General features: G+C 68.5%; 20 protein-coding genes and 1 pseudogene. 9 read left to right on the plus strand and 12 right to left on the minus strand.

Annotated elements, in window-relative coordinates:
* Positions 1–79 precede the first annotated feature (79 nt).
* The 3 genes from G3580_RS04740 to G3580_RS04750 are packed head-to-tail and all read left to right on the plus strand — an operon-like array spanning position 80 to position 2,767.
* On the plus strand, positions 80–1,303 hold the full coding sequence (locus tag G3580_RS04740; RefSeq protein WP_173764173.1) for a glycosyltransferase family 4 protein: 1,224 nt from the start codon (positions 80–82) through the stop codon (positions 1,301–1,303).
* Between the two features lie 58 nt (positions 1,304–1,361).
* A complete protein-coding gene (locus G3580_RS04745; RefSeq protein WP_173764174.1) occupies positions 1,362–2,297 on the plus strand; it encodes a carbohydrate kinase family protein in 936 nt (311 codons plus the stop codon).
* Entirely contained in the window at positions 2,291–2,767 is a 477-nt protein-coding gene (locus G3580_RS04750; protein ID WP_173764175.1) for an outer membrane lipoprotein, read from the plus strand. Before G3580_RS04745 ends, G3580_RS04750 begins: the two co-directional genes overlap by 7 nt.
* Positions 2,768–2,800: 33 nt before the next feature.
* Here the strand turns inward: G3580_RS04750 and G3580_RS04755 are convergent, their stop codons facing one another.
* Complete coding sequence (locus tag G3580_RS04755; protein ID WP_173764176.1) at positions 2,801–3,196, minus strand: diacylglycerol kinase; 396 nt, start codon at positions 3,194–3,196, stop codon at positions 2,801–2,803.
* Positions 3,197–3,291: 95 nt separating this feature from the next.
* Positions 3,292–3,921 carry a DUF3426 domain-containing protein gene (locus G3580_RS04760; RefSeq protein ID WP_228720770.1) on the minus strand — a complete coding sequence of 210 codons (630 nt, stop codon included), beginning with the start codon at positions 3,919–3,921 and terminating at the stop codon, positions 3,292–3,294.
* A 344-nt stretch (positions 3,922–4,265) separates the two neighbouring features.
* Between G3580_RS04760 and G3580_RS19990 the strand changes: the two genes are divergently transcribed.
* The gene (locus G3580_RS19990) at positions 4,266–5,261 is read left to right on the plus strand and encodes a hypothetical protein (RefSeq protein ID WP_228720869.1); all 996 of its coding nucleotides are present in this window, start codon (positions 4,266–4,268) and stop codon (positions 5,259–5,261) included.
* Between the two features lie 26 nt (positions 5,262–5,287).
* Here the strand turns inward: G3580_RS19990 and G3580_RS19995 are convergent.
* The 7 genes and pseudogenes from G3580_RS19995 to G3580_RS04800 all read right to left on the minus strand — a co-directional run.
* Positions 5,288–5,350 (minus strand): annotated as a pseudogene (locus G3580_RS19995) (MJ0042-type zinc finger domain-containing protein); the annotation flags it as partial.
* Positions 5,347–6,234 carry a 50S ribosomal protein L11 methyltransferase gene (gene prmA, locus G3580_RS04775; protein WP_173764180.1) on the minus strand — a complete coding sequence of 296 codons (888 nt, stop codon included), beginning with the start codon at positions 6,232–6,234 and terminating at the stop codon, positions 5,347–5,349. The pseudogene G3580_RS19995 and the gene prmA, both read right to left, overlap by 4 nt.
* Before the next feature lie 4 nt (positions 6,235–6,238).
* Positions 6,239–7,600, minus strand: a complete 1,362-nt coding sequence (gene accC, locus G3580_RS04780) for an acetyl-CoA carboxylase biotin carboxylase subunit (RefSeq protein ID WP_173764181.1) — start codon at positions 7,598–7,600, stop codon at positions 6,239–6,241.
* A gap of 48 nt (positions 7,601–7,648) precedes the next feature.
* On the minus strand, positions 7,649–8,095 hold the full coding sequence (gene accB, locus G3580_RS04785; protein ID WP_173764182.1) for an acetyl-CoA carboxylase biotin carboxyl carrier protein: 447 nt from the start codon (positions 8,093–8,095) through the stop codon (positions 7,649–7,651).
* A gap of 41 nt (positions 8,096–8,136) precedes the next feature.
* Positions 8,137–8,628 (minus strand): type II 3-dehydroquinate dehydratase, encoded by a 492-nt coding sequence (aroQ, locus tag G3580_RS04790; protein WP_173764183.1) that lies wholly within the window; start codon positions 8,626–8,628, stop codon positions 8,137–8,139.
* Positions 8,629–8,695: 67 nt separating this feature from the next.
* Positions 8,696–9,271, minus strand: coding sequence for a TlpA family protein disulfide reductase (locus G3580_RS04795; protein ID WP_173764184.1), 576 nt, complete (start codon positions 9,269–9,271; stop codon positions 8,696–8,698).
* Positions 9,268–9,861: a hypothetical protein gene (locus tag G3580_RS04800; protein WP_173764185.1), complete on the minus strand. Its 594-nt coding sequence runs from the start codon at positions 9,859–9,861 to the stop codon at positions 9,268–9,270. Before G3580_RS04800 ends, G3580_RS04795 begins: the two co-directional genes overlap by 4 nt.
* A 92-nt stretch (positions 9,862–9,953) precedes the next feature.
* Between G3580_RS04800 and mpl the strand changes: the two genes are divergently transcribed.
* The gene (gene mpl, locus G3580_RS04805; RefSeq protein WP_173764186.1) at positions 9,954–11,297 is read left to right on the plus strand and encodes a UDP-N-acetylmuramate:L-alanyl-gamma-D-glutamyl-meso-diaminopimelate ligase; all 1,344 of its coding nucleotides are present in this window, start codon (positions 9,954–9,956) and stop codon (positions 11,295–11,297) included.
* 63 nt (positions 11,298–11,360) lie between these two features.
* Here mpl and G3580_RS04810 read toward each other — a convergent pair whose 3' ends face one another.
* The 3 genes from G3580_RS04810 to G3580_RS04820 form a co-directional block, all read right to left on the minus strand.
* The gene (locus tag G3580_RS04810) at positions 11,361–11,987 is read right to left on the minus strand and encodes a BON domain-containing protein (protein ID WP_173764187.1); all 627 of its coding nucleotides are present in this window, start codon (positions 11,985–11,987) and stop codon (positions 11,361–11,363) included.
* Positions 11,987–12,577, minus strand: a complete 591-nt coding sequence (locus G3580_RS04815) for a phosphoheptose isomerase (protein WP_173764188.1) — start codon at positions 12,575–12,577, stop codon at positions 11,987–11,989. Before G3580_RS04815 ends, G3580_RS04810 begins: the two co-directional genes overlap by 1 nt.
* Before the next feature lie 84 nt (positions 12,578–12,661).
* Entirely contained in the window at positions 12,662–13,084 is a 423-nt protein-coding gene (locus G3580_RS04820; RefSeq protein ID WP_173764189.1) for a YraN family protein, read from the minus strand.
* Between G3580_RS04820 and rsmI the strand changes: the two genes are divergently transcribed.
* Genes rsmI through G3580_RS04840 form a run of 4 tightly spaced genes read left to right on the plus strand, consistent with a single transcriptional unit; the run spans position 13,083 to position 16,323 of the window.
* A complete protein-coding gene (gene rsmI, locus G3580_RS04825; protein WP_173764190.1) occupies positions 13,083–13,949 on the plus strand; it encodes a 16S rRNA (cytidine(1402)-2'-O)-methyltransferase in 867 nt (288 codons plus the stop codon). The genes G3580_RS04820 and rsmI overlap by 2 nt on opposite strands.
* Before the next feature lie 47 nt (positions 13,950–13,996).
* Positions 13,997–15,031, plus strand: a complete 1,035-nt coding sequence (gene pyrC, locus G3580_RS04830) for a dihydroorotase (protein WP_173764191.1) — start codon at positions 13,997–13,999, stop codon at positions 15,029–15,031.
* A gap of 9 nt (positions 15,032–15,040) precedes the next feature.
* Positions 15,041–15,466, plus strand: coding sequence for a hypothetical protein (locus G3580_RS04835; RefSeq protein ID WP_173764192.1), 426 nt, complete (start codon positions 15,041–15,043; stop codon positions 15,464–15,466).
* Positions 15,463–16,323: a DUF3025 domain-containing protein gene (locus G3580_RS04840; protein WP_173764193.1), complete on the plus strand. Its 861-nt coding sequence runs from the start codon at positions 15,463–15,465 to the stop codon at positions 16,321–16,323. Before G3580_RS04835 ends, G3580_RS04840 begins: the two co-directional genes overlap by 4 nt.
* Positions 16,324–16,326 lie beyond the last annotated feature (3 nt).

A 16,326-nucleotide genomic window follows, 5' to 3' on the forward strand; every position in this document is an offset into this window, starting at 1 on the left:
CGTGACCGATCGGGCGTGTCACCGATTCGTCACATGGTGGTCACGCCCATGTCGCCTCGGCGGGGCAGCATGCGGCGCGATGAACCAGACTCCTCTCTCCCTCGAACACTTCGCTCCGGCGAGGCGGCAGCTTCGTGTGGCGGTGGTCACCGAAACCTATCCGCCCGAGGTCAACGGCGTCGCGATGACCACCGGGCGCCTGGTGCACGGCCTGCTGGAGCTCGGTCATGTGGTTACGCTGGTGCGCCCGCGCCAGGGAGCCGGCGATACGCCGGTGCGCGACGCCCGTTTCGAAGAGGTGCTGGCGCGTGGTATCCCCATCCCCAAGTACAACCATCTCAAGATGGGCCTGCCGGCGCGCAGCGTGCTCAACCGGCTGTGGTCGGTGCAGCGCCCGGACGTGGTGCAGATCGTCACTGAAGGGCCGCTGGGGTGGTCGGCGCTGGGCGCGGCGCGCAAGCTGCGCATTCCAGCGATCACCGAGTTTCACACCAACTTCCACAGCTACAGCCGCTACTACGGGGTGGGCTGGCTCAAACAGCCGGTGGAGGCCTATCTGCGCCGCTTCCACAACAAGGGCGAGGTGTGTCTCGTGCCCACCCGGGCGCTCGCCGACGAGTTGTCGAAGAAGGGCGTGCGCCGGGTGGACGTGGTCGCCCGGGGCGTCGACACGGCCCTGTTCTCGCCGGAGCGTCGCAACGCGGCCCTGCGCGCCCGCTGGGGCGTGGGTCCGGACACCTTGGTGGTTGCCGTGGTCGGGCGCGTGGCGCCGGAGAAGAATCTCGATCTGGCCATTCGCGCCTTCGAGGCCATGGCGCGCCGGCATCCCGACGCCCGCTTGCTGTTCGTGGGCGACGGGCCGTCGCGCGCGGCGCTCCAGGCGCGCCATCCCGCGCACATTCACGCCGGCATGCGCACCGGCGAGGACCTGGCGGCACACTACGCCTCGGCGGACCTGTTCCTGTTCCCGAGCGTGACCGAGACCTTCGGCAACGTCGCCACCGAGGCGCTGGCCAGTGGGCTGCCGGTGGTCGGCTTCGATTATGCCGCCGTCGCCGAGCGCATCGAACCCGGCATCAACGGCTGGCGGGTGCCGCTGGGGGATGACGCTGGTTTCGTGCAGGCCGCCATGGAGGCCGCCGCCACCACGCCCGAGGCTTTCGCCGCCATGCGCCGGCGCGCCCGTGAGAGCGTGCTCGACGCCGACTGGCGCGTCATCGCCCAGAACCTCGTGCGCGTCATGGACGCGGTGGTCGCCCAGCACGAGGCGCGTTCGGTGCTGGAGAGCCAGCAGACGGCGTAGGCGATCGCGGGGCGCTGATCGTTATAATGGGCGTTTGTCCCGCTTCAAGGCTCCGTCCATGTCCATCCTCGTCTGCGGCTCGGTCGCCTACGACACCATCATGGTGTTCAACGACCGGTTCAAGGAACACATCCTTCCCGAACAGATCCACATCCTCAACGTCGCCTTCCTGGTGCCCGACATGCGGCGCGAGTTCGGCGGCTGCGCCGGCAACATCGCCTACAACCTGAAGCTGCTCGGCGCCGATGCGCGCATCATGGCGACCGTCGGTGACGACTCGGGGCCGTATCTTCAGCGCCTCGACGCGCTCGGCCTGCGCCGCGACCATGTGCGCCAGGTCGAAGGCACCTTCACCGCCCAGGCCTTCATCACCACCGATCTGGACGACAACCAGATCACCGCCTTCCATCCCGGCGCGATGAACCATTCCCACCTCAACGACGTCTCAGAGGCAACGGACATCGCGCTGGGCATCGTGGCGCCGGACGGTCGCGACGGCATGCTCGGGCATGCGCAGCAGTTCGTGCAGGCGGGCATCCCGTTCGTGTTCGATCCCGGGCAGGGATTGCCGATGTTCTCCGGCGAGGAATTGCAGGCCTGCCTGGAGATGGCCAGCTACTGCGCGCTGAACGATTACGAGGCGCAAATGATGTGCGAGAAGACCGGGCGCAGCATCGAGTCGCTCGCCACCGAGGTGGAAGCGCTGGTGGTCACGCGCGGCGCGCAGGGTTCGCAGATCTACGTGGACGGTCAGCGGATCGACATCCCGTGCGTTCAGGCAGATGCGGTGGTCGATCCGACCGGATGTGGCGATGCCTTCCGTGGCGGGCTGCTCTACGGCATCGCCAACGGCATGGATTGGGAACGCACCGGGCGCCTGGCCTCGGTGATGGGCAGCATCAAGATCGCCCATCGTGGTGGCCAGAACCACGGGGCGACCCGGGACGAGATCGCCGCACGATATGCGGCGGCATTTGGAGAGCAAGCATGGTGAAACATCGGTCGTCTGTGACGTTTCGTGCCGCGACGCTGTGCGCGGTGGCGGTGCTGGGCCTGGCGGGCTGCGCGAGCAACCTGACCGGCGACACCTACTCGCGCGACGAGGCGCGGCGGGCGATGGTGGTGCGCTACGCCACTGTGGAATCGACCCGGCTGGTCAAGCTCGAGGGAACCAAGAGCAACATCGGTACCGTGGCGGGTGGCGCGGTGGGCGGCATCGCCGGCAGCAGCGTGGGGAGCGGCAAGGGTTCGGCCGTCGGGGCTGTGATCGGTGCCGTGGCCGGCGGCATCGCCGGTGCGGCCGCGGAGGAAGGCCTGACCCGCTCACAGGGCATCGAGATCACCGTCAAGCTCGACAACGGCTCCCACATGGCCATCGTGCAGCAATACAACGGCGAGACCTTCGTGCCCGGCCAGCGGGTGCGTCTGGTTCAGGACGGCAGTACCACGCGCGTGACGCCGTAACGGTGTGTGCGCCGGGCGGGCGTCAGCCCGCCCTCAGCCGAAGATCACCAGCGCCCACACGGCCGCCAGATTGAGCAGCGCGATCAGCACCGCGGCGCTGCCGATGTCCTTGGCGCGCTTGGCCAGTCGATGGCGTTCGAGCGAGACCCGGTCCACCACCGCCTCGACGGCCGAATTCATCAATTCCACCACCAGCACCAGCAGCACGCAGGCGATCAGCAGCGCCTTGTCCGGGCCGGACAGCGGCAGGAGCAGGGCGATCGGCACCAGGATCGCCGCCAGCAGGCACTCCTGACGGAACGCATCCTCGTGGCGAAACGCTGCGCGCAGGCCAGCGAGGGAATACTTGAAGGCGTTCCAGATGCGCCGCAGGCCGGTCTTGCCCTTGAAGGGGCTCTCCTGCGGGCTCGAGTTCTCAGGGGGCTGCATGGGGGGCGGCGTCCTCCGCGGCTGGGGGCGGCACCGGGGGGCGCGCCCGTCGATGGCACAGAGCGCGAGTGTCCGGGCTGCACATGTCAGCAGTGTTACGGATAGAAGGCGTACACCCGATAGCCGGCCGCATTGACGCCCTCGGCGGTGAATTCGATCTCGGCCGACCGGGTGGCACCCGGGGCAAAGCCGTCCGCATCGGGTTCGCCGCCCAGCCACTCGGCCGGGGCAAACACGCGCCTGACCACCGCTCGATCCTGGGCGTCGGTCAGGGTGAGCTCGAGATGCGGAAACGCCTGGGCCTGTTCGGCGCGGTTGCTCAGCGTCACGCTAAGCACGAACACGCCGTCGCGTCCGGGCGGGCGATTCAGGTCGGACGCCTCGATGCTGATCAGTTTGGCATCACGCGGCAGCGCCATGCTGCAGCCGAGGTTCGCGCACAGGGTATCGAAGACCGGGCGCAGGGCCGGGTGGGCGGCGGCGAGTTCCTTGCGATAGAACAGGCCGACCTGGGCGATGAGCACGGCGATCAGCACGCCGGCCAGCAGCGCGGAGAACCACGGTGTGCCCCCGCGGCGATCCGGCAGCGCGGCGAGTGCCGGTTCGCTCGCGTCGAGGGGTGCCGCTTGGGTATCGGGGGAGGCTTCGGCGGTCTCCCCTTCGAAAGCGGATTCCGGCTCGATCTCCATGATGGTGAACACGTCGGCATCCTGGTCCGGGAACACGCTGCGCGGTGCTTCGGGGGGGCTTCGTCACCTTCGCTTTCACCTTCGCCGTCAGTTTCCGGCTGCGGTTCACCATCCGGTGAGCCGATGTCGAGCACGAACTCGGTGAAGTCACTGCCTGCCGTGTCCGGCGCTTGAGACCGTGTCTCCGGTTCCGGCGCGTCGGCGTCGGTGGTCGGGCGGGCGTCGAAATCCTCGTCCGGTAGCACGAAGGTGTCGAGATCGGCCGCCTCGTCGACGGCTTCCTGTGATTCGGCGGACAGCGTGTAGGCGTGCAAGGTCTCGGCCTCGGTCAGCGAGGCTTCGAACTCGTCGAGGGTCGGCGCCCGGAATCCCCCGGCACCATGCAATGCTGCTGCCGGCTCCGGCTCCGGCTCCGGCTCCGGCTCCGGCTCCGGCTCCGGCTCCGGCTCCGGCTCCGGCTCCGGCTCGGGTTCCGGCTCGGGTTCCGGCTCGGGTTCCGGCTCGGGTTCCGGCTCGGGTTCCGGCTCGGGTTCCGGCTCGGGTTCCGGCTCGGGCTCCGGCTCGGGTTCCGGCTCGGGTTCCGGCTCGGGTTCCGGCTCGGGTTCCGGCTCGGGTTCCGGCTCGGGTTCCGGCTCGGGTTCCGGCTCGGGTTCCGGCTCGGGTTCCGGCTCGGGTTCCGGCTCGGGTTCCGGCTCGGGTTCCGGCTCGGGTTCCGGCTCGGGTTCCGGCTCGGGTTCCGGCTCGGGTTCCGGCTCGGGTTCCGGCTCGGGTTCCGGCTCGGGTTCCGGCTCGGGTTCCGGCTCGGGTTCCGGCTCGGGTTCCGGCTCGGGTTCCGGCTCGGGTTCCGGCTCGGGTTCCGGCTCGGGTTCCGGCTCGGGTTCCGGCTCGGGTTCCGGCTCGGGTTCCGGCTCGGGTTCCGGCTCGGGTTCCGGCTCGGGTTCCGGCTCGGGTTCCGGCTCGGGTTCCGGCTCGGGTTCCGGCTCGGGTTCCGGCTCGGGTTCCGGCTCGGGTTCCGGCTCGGGTTCCGGCTCGGGTTCCGGCTCGGGTTCCGGCTCGGGTTCCGGCTCGGGTTCCGGCTCGGGTTCCGGCTCGGGTTCCGGCTCGGGTTCCGGCTCGGGTTCCGTTGTCATATTTTCGCGATCGGTCACCGAAGACGGTTCAACGTCGAAAACGAACCCCGTGGTGGCTTCCTGCGACATGGGCGGGGCGGTGAAGCCGTCGGCGCTGGCCGGGCGTTCTTCCAGGATGAACAGGCTGGTGGTGACGGGGGCGGTCGGTGCTTCAGGTGGCGTGGGGGCGGCGGCTTGCGCCGGGGGCCTGCCTCGTGGCCTTCGGTCTCGAGGGTGTCGAGGGCATTGAAGACATGGCGGCAGTGACCGCAGCGCACCTTGCCCTGACGAATGCGCAGCTGTTCCGACGTGATCCGGAAAACGGTCTGGCAGGCCGGGCAACGGGTGCGCATCATGGGCGTTCGCCTTCCAGTCGCGCCCAGCCCTCCCGCCGTTGGCCGACGCGCAGCGCGATCCAGGGCGCGTAGGCTGCGATGACCTGCTCGGTCTGGGTTTCGAGAATGCCCGACAAGGCCAGACGGCCGCCGGGCGCCACCAGAGCGCACAGGGCGGGGGCGAGGACGCACAGGGGGTTGGTGAGGATATTGGCCACGACGAGATCGAACTGGCCATTGACGGGCGTGTTCGAGCAGGTCACGTCGATAGCGACCCGGTTGCGCGCGGCATTGTCCCGGGCAGCCTCGACCGCCTTGTCGTCGATGTCGACGCCCTTGATCTCACCGGCTCCCAGGCGGGCGGCGGCGATGGCCAGGATGCCCGAGCCGCAGCCGTAGTCCATGACCGAGCAGCCCGGGGTGACCTGGGTCTCGAGCCATTCGAGGCACAGGTGGGTGGTCGGGTGCGATCCGGTGCCGAAGGCCATGCCCGGGTCGAGCTCGATGTTGACGGCCCCGGCGTTGGGGGCCTCGTGCCACGACGGCACGATCCACAGGCGGTCGGTGATGCGGATCGGATCGAACTGGGACTGGGTCAGCTGGACCCAGTTCTGGTCCTCGATCTCGTCGACGGTGAACGGCGGCACCTGCGCAAACCCGGCTTCCCCGGCGGCGTGCGCCAGGGCGCCGGTCAGGTCGGTGTCTTCATCGAACAGGGCGATGACCCGGCTGTGATCCCACAGGCTGCTCGGCTCCATGCCCGGCTCGCCGAACTGGGGCCGCTCGGCCTCGGTGCCGGCGTCGGCATCCTCGATGCTGACCGACAGCGCGCCATGGTTCATGAGCGCTTCGGAGAGGCGCTCGGCGCGGTCGGCATCCGCCTGGAGGGTGACCGAGATCCACATGGCGCTATGACTTCTCCGTGTTCGAACGCTCGGCGAGGCGCTTTTCCAGGTAGTGGATGCTGGTGCCGCCTTCGAGGAAACGCGGGTCGCGCACCAGGTCGTTGTGCAGCGGGATGTTGGTCCTGATGCCCTCGACGACCGCCTCGGTCAGGGCGATCTGCATGCGCCGCATGGCCTGCTCGCGGGTGTCGCCATAGGCGATCAGCTTGCCGATCATGGAGTCGTAGTGTGGCGGCACCATATAGCCGTTGTAGGCGTGCGAATCGACCCGGATGCCGGGGCCGCCGGGCATGTGCCAGTTGGTGATGCGCCCGGGGCTGGGGGTGAATTTGTAGGCGTCCTCGGCATTGAGGCGGCATTCGACCGCATGGCCCTTGATGACGATCTGTTTCTGGGTGAACCACAGCTTCTCGCCTGCGGCGATGCGGATCTGCGCCTGCACGATGTCGATGCCGGTCACCAGCTCGGTAACCGGATGTTCCACCTGTACCCGGGTGTTCATCTCGATGAAGTAGAACTCGCCGTTCTCGTACAGGAACTCGAAGGTACCGGCGCCGCGGTAGCCGATCTTGCGGCAGGCTTCGGCGCAGCGCTCACCGATCTTGGCGATGAGCTTGCGGTCGATGCCGGGGGCCGGGGCTTCCTCGATGACCTTCTGGTGGCGGCGCTGCATGGAGCAGTCGCGCTCGCCCAGATGGACGGCGTTGCCATGCTCGTCGGCGAGCACCTGGATCTCCACGTGGCGCGGATTCTCCAGGTACTTCTCCATGTACACCACCGGGTTGCCGAAGGCGGCCTGGGCCTCGCTGCGGGTGGTGGTGACGGCGTTGATGAGCGCCGCTTCGGTGTGCACCACGCGCATGCCGCGACCGCCACCGCCGCCGGCGGCCTTGATGATGACCGGATAGCCGACTTGGCGGGCGATCTTGACGATCTCCTTGGGGTCTTCCGGCAGCGCGCCCTCGGACCCCGGCACGCAGGGCACGCCGGCTGCCTGCATGGCGTCCTTGGCGCTGACCTTGTCGCCCATGAGGCGGATGGTGTCGGGGCGCGGGCCGATGAACACGAAGCCGGACTGCTCGACGCGCTCGCCGAAGTCGGCGTTCTCGGACAGGAAGCCGTAGCCCGGGTGGATGGCCTCGGCGTCGGTCACCTCGGCGGCCGAGATGATCGCGGGGACGTTGAGGTAGCTCTGGGCGGAGGCGGCCGGGCCGATGCAGACCGACTCGTCGGCCAGTTTCACGTACTTGGCTTCGGTGTCGGCTTCGGAATGGACCGCCACGGTGCGGATACCCAACTCGCGGCAGGCGCGTAGCACGCGCAATGCGATTTCGCCACGGTTGGCAATGAGAATCTTGTCGAACATGCCTTCAGATCCGGTGATGGATGGGGAGGGGCGCGAGGCGGGCGCGCCTTAGCCGATCACCATCAGGGGTTGGCCGTATTCGACCGGCTGGCCGTTCTCGACCAGGATGGCCTTGACGGTGCCCGAGACCTCGGCATCGATCTCGTTCATCAGCTTCATCGCTTCGATGATGCACAGGGCCTGGCCTTCGGAGATGCTGGTGCCGATCTCGACGAAGGGGTCAGACCCCGGCGCGGAGGCGCGGTAGAAGGTGCCGACCATGGGCGAGGTCACCACGTGGCCCGGGGGCAGGGCATCTTCTTCGGCGGCCGGCGCTTCGACGGGGGCGGCGACCGCGGCAACCTGGGCGGCCGGCGGCGCCACCATGGCCACCGGGGCGGCGGCGGTCAGGGTCTTGGCGATACGGACCTTTTCCTCCCCTTCGGTCACCTCCAGTTCCGAGATGCCCGATTCCTGGACCAGGTCGATCAGTTTCTTCAGCTTGCGCAGATCCATGCAGTTCTCCAAATGGTGACGCGGGCGCTTGGCGCCCGTGCTTATTCTTGAGTGAGCCGGTTGAGGGCGAAATCGAGGGCGGCCAGGTAGCCGTCGGCCCCCAGTCCGCAGATCACGCCCACGGCCTGATCGGAAAAATACGAATGATGGCGGAACGCCTCGCGCGCATGGATGTTGGACAGATGCACTTCCACGTACGGGATGGCGACCGCGGCCAGCGCGTCACGCATGGCCACACTGGTGTGCGTGTACGCCGCCGGGTTGATGATGATGAAATCGACGCCCTCGGTGCCGGCGGCCTGGATGCGATCGACCAGCTCGCCCTCGTGATTGCTCTGGAAGGATTCCAGGCGCACGTCGGCACCGGCGCAGCGTTCGAGCATGTGCGCGTGGATGTCGGCGAGGGTGGTGCGGCCGTAGACGTCCGGCTCGCGGGTCCCGAGGAGATTGAGATTGGGGCCGTGCAGCACCAGTACGAGGGTGCTTTCAGTTTGAGCGCTTTGTGCCTGTTTGGAGCGTTTTTTCGGCGTCATGGCTGCAAGTTTGCCGCATTTCGCAGCATTTTGTCCAGTCGGGCGAAAGGCGCGCCCGGGCCGCCTCTCAAGGCATCAGCGCCCGGATTTTGCCCTCAAGTTCGGTTTTGCTCAAGGTGCCCAGTTTCAGGTGGCGGATGTTGCCTTCGCCGTCGAGGATGACGGTGAAGGGCAGGGCCTGGGCGCGGTTGCCCAGTTCCGCGGCCAGCTGCAGCACATTGGCTGGCGCGATCAGCAGCGGATAGGGGATGTGCATCTCGTCGCGAAACTCGGCGACGGCGTTGGGCTTGTCGACGCTCAGGCCGACGAAGGCCACGTTCTCGCCCTTCAGCGCGTTGTGCACCGCGACGAAATCGGGAATCTCGCGCCGGCACGGCGGGCACCAGGTGGCCCAGAAATTGACCACCGCCACCTTGCCGCGCAGCTCCTTGGACAGGTCGTGCTCGCCACCGTTGGCGTCGGGCAGACGCAGGGTGTAGAGCTTGCGGCCGGCCTCGGGCGCCACCGTAGTGGCATCGTCCGCCGTGGTCGAGCCGAGCGTCGGCTGCAGGACGACGCCACCGCCGCGGCTGGTCCAGTAGCCGGCGGCCGCGGCCGCGATGGCGACGAGAAGGTAGAGCAGCGGTTTGGGCAGCGATCTCATGGGGTGGGCAGTCCGTCGGCAATCAGTTTCTCGACCGCCTCGAGCCGGGCGCGCTCCACACCGCCGCGGCGTTCGACACGCGACTCGTGGATGGTCACCCGGACGGGGATGTCGTCCCAGTCGAAGCAGAGGATCGCTTCCGGGGTGTCGTGGGTCAGCTTGCGCGGTTCGCGATGTTCGTAGCGCAGGTCCTGGTTGAGGAAGAAGATCTCGACGTCCTTGGCGCTGTCGGCGAAGACCTCGATGTCCACCTCGGCATAGCGGCCCGCGGTGCCTTCGAGCACCGGGCCGGTGAGGTAGGCGCGGAACGGGGACAGCATGTCCAGCACTTCGGCGGCGGCGCAGCGCATGGCGTAGATGCGCTCGTCGTGTTCCTCGTCCTGGTAGATGGCCTGGTATTCGCGCAGCGCCGCTTCGATCTCGGCGTTGGTCGGCAGGGAGTCGGCGTCGGTGGCGCCCAGCTGGCGGGCGGCCTTGCGTTTGGCGAAGCCGAAGTCGCTGATGCCGTCCTCGGCCATCATGCGGGCGGCGGCGGCGGCAACTTCCTGGCGCAGGTGGCCGGATCGGAACCCATGGGCACGGTTAGGCATGCGCTTGTCCCCCATCGCCGTTAAAATCCGGGCCATTCTACACGGCCGCCCGAAATCCTGACGGCGGATGCGATCGTAGTAATGGAGCGTCCATGCATATTCACATTCTTGGCATCTGCGGCACCTTCATGGGCGGACTGGCCCTGTTGGCGCGTGCCGCCGGTCATACGGTGACCGGCTGCGATGCCAATGTCTACCCGCCCATGAGCACGCAGCTGCAATCGCAGGGCATCGAACTGACGAGCGGTTACGACGCCGGGCAACTGGCGCTGGCGCCGGACGTGTTCGTGGTGGGCAACGCGATCTCGCGGGGCAACGAACTGCTCGAGGCGATTCTCGATGCCGGCGCGCCCTATGTGTCGGGACCGCAGTGGCTGGCCGAGCATGTGCTGCAGGGCAAGTGGGTGCTGGGGGTGGCCGGCACCCACGGCAAGACCACCACCAGCTCGATGCTGGCCTGGATGCTCGAGGACGGCGGACTCAACCCGGGCTTTCTCATCGGCGGGGTGACCGGCAACTTCGGCATCTCCGCGCGCCTGACCGATGCCCCCTTTTTCGTGATCGAGGCGGACGAATACGACACCGCCTTCTGCGACAAGCGCTCCAAGTTCGTGCACTACCGCCCGCGCACGGCCATTCTCAACAACCTGGAATTCGACCACGCCGACATCTTCGCCGACCTGGCCGCGATCGAGACCCAGTTTCACCATCTGGTGCGCATCATGCCCGGCCAGGGGCGGATCATCGCCAATGCCCAGGCCCCGGCGCTCGACCGGGTGCTGGCGCGCGGCTGCTGGTCGGAGCTGGAGCGTTTCGGCGCCGAGGACGGCTGGAGCGCCCGACTGGACGCCGACGGCACCGGCCACTTCCTGCGCGACGGCGAGTTGCTCGGCTCGGTCGCCATGCCCATGGCGGGGGAACACAACCTGCTCAACGCGCTGGCGGCCGTCGCCGCGGCCCGCCACGCGGGGGTGCCGCCGGCCATGGCGATCGACGCCCTGTCGCGCTTCAAGGGCGTCAAGCGCCGGCTGGAAGTGCGCGGCACGGTGGGCGGGGTGACCGTCTATGACGACTTCGCCCATCACCCCACCGCCATCGCCCTGACCATCGACGGGCTGCGCAGGCGCGAAGCGGGCGGGCGCATCCTCGCGGTGCTCGAGCCGCGCTCCAACACCATGAAGCTGGGGGTGATGAAGGCGCAGTTGCCCGACAGCCTGCGCGGTGCGGATGCGACCTTCTGCTATGCCGGCGCGGTGGACTGGGATGTGGCCGGTGCGCTCGCGCCGCTGGGCGCGGCCGCCCGGGTGTTCATGGACATCGATGCGCTGGTGGCGGCGCTGGTGGCCGAGGCGCGGCCGGGCGACCACGTGCTGGTGATGAGCAACGGCGGCTTCGGCGGCATCCACCAGAAGCTGCTCGACGCCCTGGCGAGCTGACGGGCGCCGGCAACAACAAGGCCGCCCTCGGGCGGCCTTTTGTCGTCGGTGCGAAGACGCCGATTACTGGTCGCGACGCAGCAGGTCGAGGCGCTTGGCTTCTTCCGGGCTCACGTATTCGAACACGCGCACGACCTTCTTCACGCCGCTGGTGGTGCGGGCCACCTGGGTGGCGGCGTCGGCCTCGGCGCGGGTGACCAGGCCCATGAGATACACCGTCGAGGCCTCGGTGACCACCTTGATCAGGTGCGCCTGCACGGCGTCGGAGTCGATCATGCGCGCCTTCACCTTGGAGGTGATCAGCGCGTCGTTGCTGCGCGAAGTCAGCGAGCTGTGACCCGCCACCTGCACATCGCTGGTGATGCCGCGGATGTTGGGCACGGCGGCGACGATGCCGGGCAGCTGATCCTTGACCGTCTCGTTGGGCGCTTCACCGGTGAGCAGGACGTTGCGGTTGTAGGAGGTGACGTTGACGTGCACCAGGTCGCCGAGCTTCTCCTTGATCTTCGCGGCGGCCTTCCACTCGATGCCTTCGTCCTCGACATAGGCGCCGGAGGTGCGACGGTCGGCGGCCATCATCGCGCCGGCCCCCACGCCGGTGGCCACGGCGGGGAAGCAGCCTTGCAGAAGCGGCGCCGCGCTGGCGGCGACAACGAGTGCGAGCACGGTGCTGCGCAGACCTTTGTTCATCATTCAACTCCCAGTAACAGGCTATCGATTCCGTCGCACAGGCAGTGCAACGCCAGCAGGTGGACTTCCTGGATGCGGGCGGTGCGCGCCGACGGGACGCACAGATGGACATCGTCCGGCCCGAGCAGTTCGGCCATCCGGCCGCCGCCCTTGCCGGTGAGGGCGACCACATGCATTTCGCGTTCGCGGGCCACGCGCATGGCCTCGATCACGTTGGGCGAATTGCCGCTGGTGGAGATGGCCAGCAGCACGTCGCCCGGATGGCCGAGCGCTGCCACCTGCTTGGAGAACACCTGATCGTAGTGGTAGTCGTTGGCGATCGAGGTGAGCGTCGAGGTGTCGGTGGTCAGCGCGATGGCGGCCAGCGGCGGGCGCTCCATCTCGAAGCGGTTGACCAGTTCGGCGGCGAAGTGCTGCGCATCGGCCGCGGAGCCGCCGTTGCCGCAGGCGAGGATCTTGCCGCCGTTCATGAGGCAGCCGGTCATCAGGTCAACCGCCTGGGCCAGCGGCGCCACCATGAGTTCGGCGGCGGCGCGTTTGGTGGCAATGCTTTGTTCGAACTGATCGGCGATGCGGGCGGAAAGATCCATGCGGCGGGATGTCGGGTCGGGGCTCAATCGAGCGCCGATTCTAGCATGCGGGTTTGTCGCGGCTGTGAGGGCCGAATCGCTTGGTTACACTCTGGCGTCGGCGTCGAAGGCGGCGCGAATCCAGTCGGGGTGCGGGTCGTCCGGATGCTGCATCGAGATGACGTCGAAGCGGCACGGCGGCGCCCGGCGCCCGTGCCCGGCGTGTACCAGCCAGTGCCGCGCGGCGCAGATGATGCGTCGCCGCTTGGCCGGGGTCACGCTGCCCGCCGCACCGCCGTAGTCGGCGCGGCGGCGCAGGCGGACCTCGACGAACACCACCACGCGCCCGTGCCGGCAGACCAGGTCGATTTCGCCCTCGCGGCAACGGTAGTTGCGGGCCAGCGTGCGCAGGCCCTCGCGCACCAGAAAGCGCTCGGCGGCGGCTTCGGCGCGCTGGCCGTCGGCTTGCCGCGCCGGGGTGCGCGGGCGGACAATGAGCCCCTTCAACCGTTCGATCACTGCCCGCATGTCCGATTCCGTCAGCCCGCTCAATACGACACCGTCATTGTATGTGGTGGCCACGCCCATGGGAAACCTGCAGGACATCACCCTGCGGGCGCTGGCGGTATTGACCGCGGTGGACGTGGTGGCGGCGGAGGACACGCGGCACACCCAGCAGCTGCTGGCGGCGCATGGCATCGCGGCGCACCTGATGGCCGCCCATGAGCACAACGAGCAGAAGGCGGCGACACAGATCATCGCGCGCCTGGAGGCGGGCGAGCAGGTGGCCTTCGTCTCCGATGCCGGCACGCCCGGCATCTCCGATCCGGGCGCGCGGCTGGTGGCCCGGGTGCGCGAGGCGGGCTGGCCGGTGGTGCCGGTGCCGGGGCCGAGCGCGGTGGCCGCGGCGGTGTCGGTGGCGGGCCTGGAGCACGGCGGCTTCCATTTCATCGGCTTTCTGCCGTCGAAGCGCGCGGCGCGCCGCGCGCGGCTGGAGGCCTTGCGCGGCCAGGCCGATGCGCTGGTGTTCTACGAGTCGCCCCACCGCATCATCGAGTGTGTCGCCGATCTTGCCGAGGTGTTGGGGCCGGCGCGGGAGCTGGTCGTCGCCCGCGAGCTGACCAAGCGTTTCGAGCAGATCGAGCGCCTGCCGCTGGGCGAGGCCGATGCCTGGTTCGCCGCCGACGCCAACCGCCAGCGCGGGGAGTTCGTGCTCATCGTGACCGGCGCGCCGCCCGAGACCGGCCTGTCGGCAGAAGCCGAGCGCGTCCTCGGGCTGCTGCTCGAGGCGGTGCCGCTCAAGAGCGCGGCGCGTCTGGCGGCCGAGATCACCGGTGCATCCAAGAATGCGCTCTACCAGCGCGCGCTCGAACGCAAGGCGGCCGACGACTGACGGGCGGGGCCGATATAATCGCGGCCATTGCAAACCGAGGTGCATCCATGCAGACGCTCACCCTCATTCGCCCCGACGACTGGCATCTTCACGTGCGCGACGGCGCCGCCATGGCCGCGGTGGTGCCCGACACCGCCCGCCGTTTCGGGCGCGCCATCATCATGCCCAACCTCAAGCCGCCGGTGGTGACCACGGCGCAGGCGGCCGCCTATCGGCAGCGCATCCTCGATGTGGTGCCGGCGGGGCTCAAGTTCGACCCCCTGATGACGTTGTACCTCACAGACAATACCGCGCCCGACGAGATCGACCGGGCGCGCGACAGCGGCTTCGTGCACGCCGTCAAGCTCTACCCCGCCGGGGCGACCACCAATTCGGACGCGGGCGTCACCGCCATCGACAAGGTGCGCCCGGTGCTCGAGCGCATGGAACGGACCGGCATGGTGCTGTGTGTTCATGGAGAGGTGACCCATGGTGACGTTGATATCTTTGATCGCGAGCGCGTCTTTATCGATCGTGTGCTGGCGCCACTGGCAAAAGACCACCCGGCGCTGCGCATCGTCTTCGAGCACATCACGACCCGTGAAGCGGCGCAGTTCGTAAGCGAGGCGCCGCAGACCGTGGGAGCGACCATCACCGCGCACCACCTGCTGCTCAACCGCAACGCGATCTTCGTCGGCGGCATCCGCCCGCATCACTACTGCCTGCCGGTGCTCAAGCGCGAGATCCATCGCGAGGCGCTGGTGGCGGCGGCCACCTCCGGCAACCCGAAGTTCTTCCTTGGCACCGATTCGGCACCCCATGCCCGTGGCGCCAAGGAGAACGCCTGCGGGTGTGCGGGCTGCTACACCGCCCATGCGGGCATCGAGCTGTATGCCGAAGCCTTCGACACGGCCGGCGCGCTCGATCGTCTGGAAGGTTTCGCCAGCCGCTTCGGTGCCGATTTCTACGGTCTGCCGTACAACACCGACACCATCACCCTGAGCCGCCGCGAGTGGACCGTGCCCGAGGCGGTGGATTATCTCGAGGGCGACCCGCTGGTGCCGCTGCGCGCCGGTGGTCAGATCGCCTGGCAACTGGACTGATCGATACGCATGACACTGCTCCGCCGACTTTGCTGGATTCCCTTGCTGGCCGTGCTGCTCACCGGGTGTGAAAACTCGGGCACCGCCTACATGATCGACGGCAAGGACCACGCGCTCATCCTGGTGCGCGAGCAGCGCTGGTTCTGGTCCGACAAGATCGACCAGGCCGTGGTCGCCTCGCGCCTGCCCGACTGCCAGCGCCGCGTCGCCATCTGGCCCGGCAACGCATCCGGCCCGCCAATGGACATCTACGAAGCCGGCTACCGCCTGTGGGCCCTGCACCAGGGCACGCGCTGGTATCTGGCGAGCACCGACAAATGCCTGGTGCAGGACTGGAAGGACCCGCCGGCGTCGCCGCCGGGGCCTCAGGTCGGCACCTTCCTCATGCGTGACGGCACCATGACCTTCGCCCCCGCCGACACACCGGGCCGATGAGCGCGGTCCCCGACTACCTGCAGCCGGCGGCGCTGGCGCGTCGTCCCCTGTACGCGCCTCTCGCCACCCTGCTGGCGGCGTGTGGTGAGCGTCTGCCCTCGCTCATGCAGCTCAATCAGGCCATTGGTGCGGCCGGCGAGGTGCGCAGCGGCCGCGGCGTGCCGGTGCGCTTCGTGGCGCCCGGGGCGCATGAACTGCCCTATGAACATGCGGTGTTCGATGCCAGCGACGTGGAAACCCGCCCCGACAACTGGCACGACTTCTTCAACGCCCTGGTGTGGGCGGCGTTTCCGCGGGCCAAGGCCGCGCTCAACGCGCGTCACATGCATGAGCTGACTCTGGCCCGCGCCATGGGCCGGAAGGGGCGTGGCGCGGTGCGCGACGCGCTCACCCAGTTCGATGAATGCGGGCTGGTCGTGCTCGGCGCCTGCCCGGAGCTGCTCGAAGCCCTGACGCGCCATGCCTGGGCCGAGGTGTTCTGGCACTCGCGCGCCGCGCTGCTCGACAGCACCCGCTTCATTCTCTTCGGCCATGCCAGCTACGATCAGCTGCGTACGCCGTTTCCCGGGTTGTGCGCCAAGGCGCTTTACCTGTCGGTGCCCGAGCCGGTGGTCCGGGCGCCGGTCGAGACCCAGGTCGCCCTGGTCGACACCTGGCTGGCCCGCTACCTGGGCACGGTGGACGACGCCCTGTCGCCACGCCGCTTTGCGCCCCTGCCGCTGCTGGGGATTCCCGACGTGGTGCGTGAAAATGCCCGCCGTGGCTACTACGCCGATGCCGCCCAGTTCCGTCCCTTGGGCGATCGGGCGCCGGTGCCGGTGCACGATTGGCGTCCGCGGCTGGTCGAAGCGCTATAATCC

This window comes from Nitrogeniibacter mangrovi (genome assembly GCF_010983895.1).
GTDB lineage: Bacteria > Pseudomonadota > Gammaproteobacteria > Burkholderiales > Rhodocyclaceae > Nitrogeniibacter > Nitrogeniibacter mangrovi.

Coding starts and splice junctions, on each gene's coding strand:
- G3580_RS04745 (WP_173764174.1), top strand. CDS start 1,362: ATGTCCATCCTCGTCTGCGGCTCGGTCGCCTACGACACCATCATGGTG.
- G3580_RS04740 (WP_173764173.1), top strand. CDS start 80: ATGAACCAGACTCCTCTCTCCCTCGAACACTTCGCTCCGGCGAGGCGG.
- G3580_RS04815 (WP_173764188.1), bottom strand. CDS start 12,577: ATGGATCTTTCCGCCCGCATCGCCGATCAGTTCGAACAAAGCATTGCC.
- G3580_RS19990 (WP_228720869.1), top strand. CDS start 4,266: ATGCAATGCTGCTGCCGGCTCCGGCTCCGGCTCCGGCTCCGGCTCCGG.
- G3580_RS04755 (WP_173764176.1), bottom strand. CDS start 3,196: ATGCAGCCCCCTGAGAACTCGAGCCCGCAGGAGAGCCCCTTCAAGGGC.
- G3580_RS04810 (WP_173764187.1), bottom strand. CDS start 11,987: ATGAACAAAGGTCTGCGCAGCACCGTGCTCGCACTCGTTGTCGCCGCC.
- accB (WP_173764182.1), bottom strand. CDS start 8,095: ATGGATCTGCGCAAGCTGAAGAAACTGATCGACCTGGTCCAGGAATCG.
- rsmI (WP_173764190.1), top strand. CDS start 13,083: ATGTCCGATTCCGTCAGCCCGCTCAATACGACACCGTCATTGTATGTG.
- aroQ (WP_173764183.1), bottom strand. CDS start 8,628: ATGACGCCGAAAAAACGCTCCAAACAGGCACAAAGCGCTCAAACTGAA.
- pyrC (WP_173764191.1), top strand. CDS start 13,997: ATGCAGACGCTCACCCTCATTCGCCCCGACGACTGGCATCTTCACGTG.
- accC (WP_173764181.1), bottom strand. CDS start 7,600: ATGTTCGACAAGATTCTCATTGCCAACCGTGGCGAAATCGCATTGCGC.
- G3580_RS04840 (WP_173764193.1), top strand. CDS start 15,463: ATGAGCGCGGTCCCCGACTACCTGCAGCCGGCGGCGCTGGCGCGTCGT.
- prmA (WP_173764180.1), bottom strand. CDS start 6,234: ATGTGGATCTCGGTCACCCTCCAGGCGGATGCCGACCGCGCCGAGCGC.
- G3580_RS04820 (WP_173764189.1), bottom strand. CDS start 13,084: ATGCGGGCAGTGATCGAACGGTTGAAGGGGCTCATTGTCCGCCCGCGC.
- G3580_RS04795 (WP_173764184.1), bottom strand. CDS start 9,271: ATGAGATCGCTGCCCAAACCGCTGCTCTACCTTCTCGTCGCCATCGCG.
- G3580_RS04835 (WP_173764192.1), top strand. CDS start 15,041: ATGACACTGCTCCGCCGACTTTGCTGGATTCCCTTGCTGGCCGTGCTG.
- mpl (WP_173764186.1), top strand. CDS start 9,954: ATGCATATTCACATTCTTGGCATCTGCGGCACCTTCATGGGCGGACTG.
- G3580_RS04800 (WP_173764185.1), bottom strand. CDS start 9,861: ATGCCTAACCGTGCCCATGGGTTCCGATCCGGCCACCTGCGCCAGGAA.
- G3580_RS04750 (WP_173764175.1), top strand. CDS start 2,291: ATGGTGAAACATCGGTCGTCTGTGACGTTTCGTGCCGCGACGCTGTGC.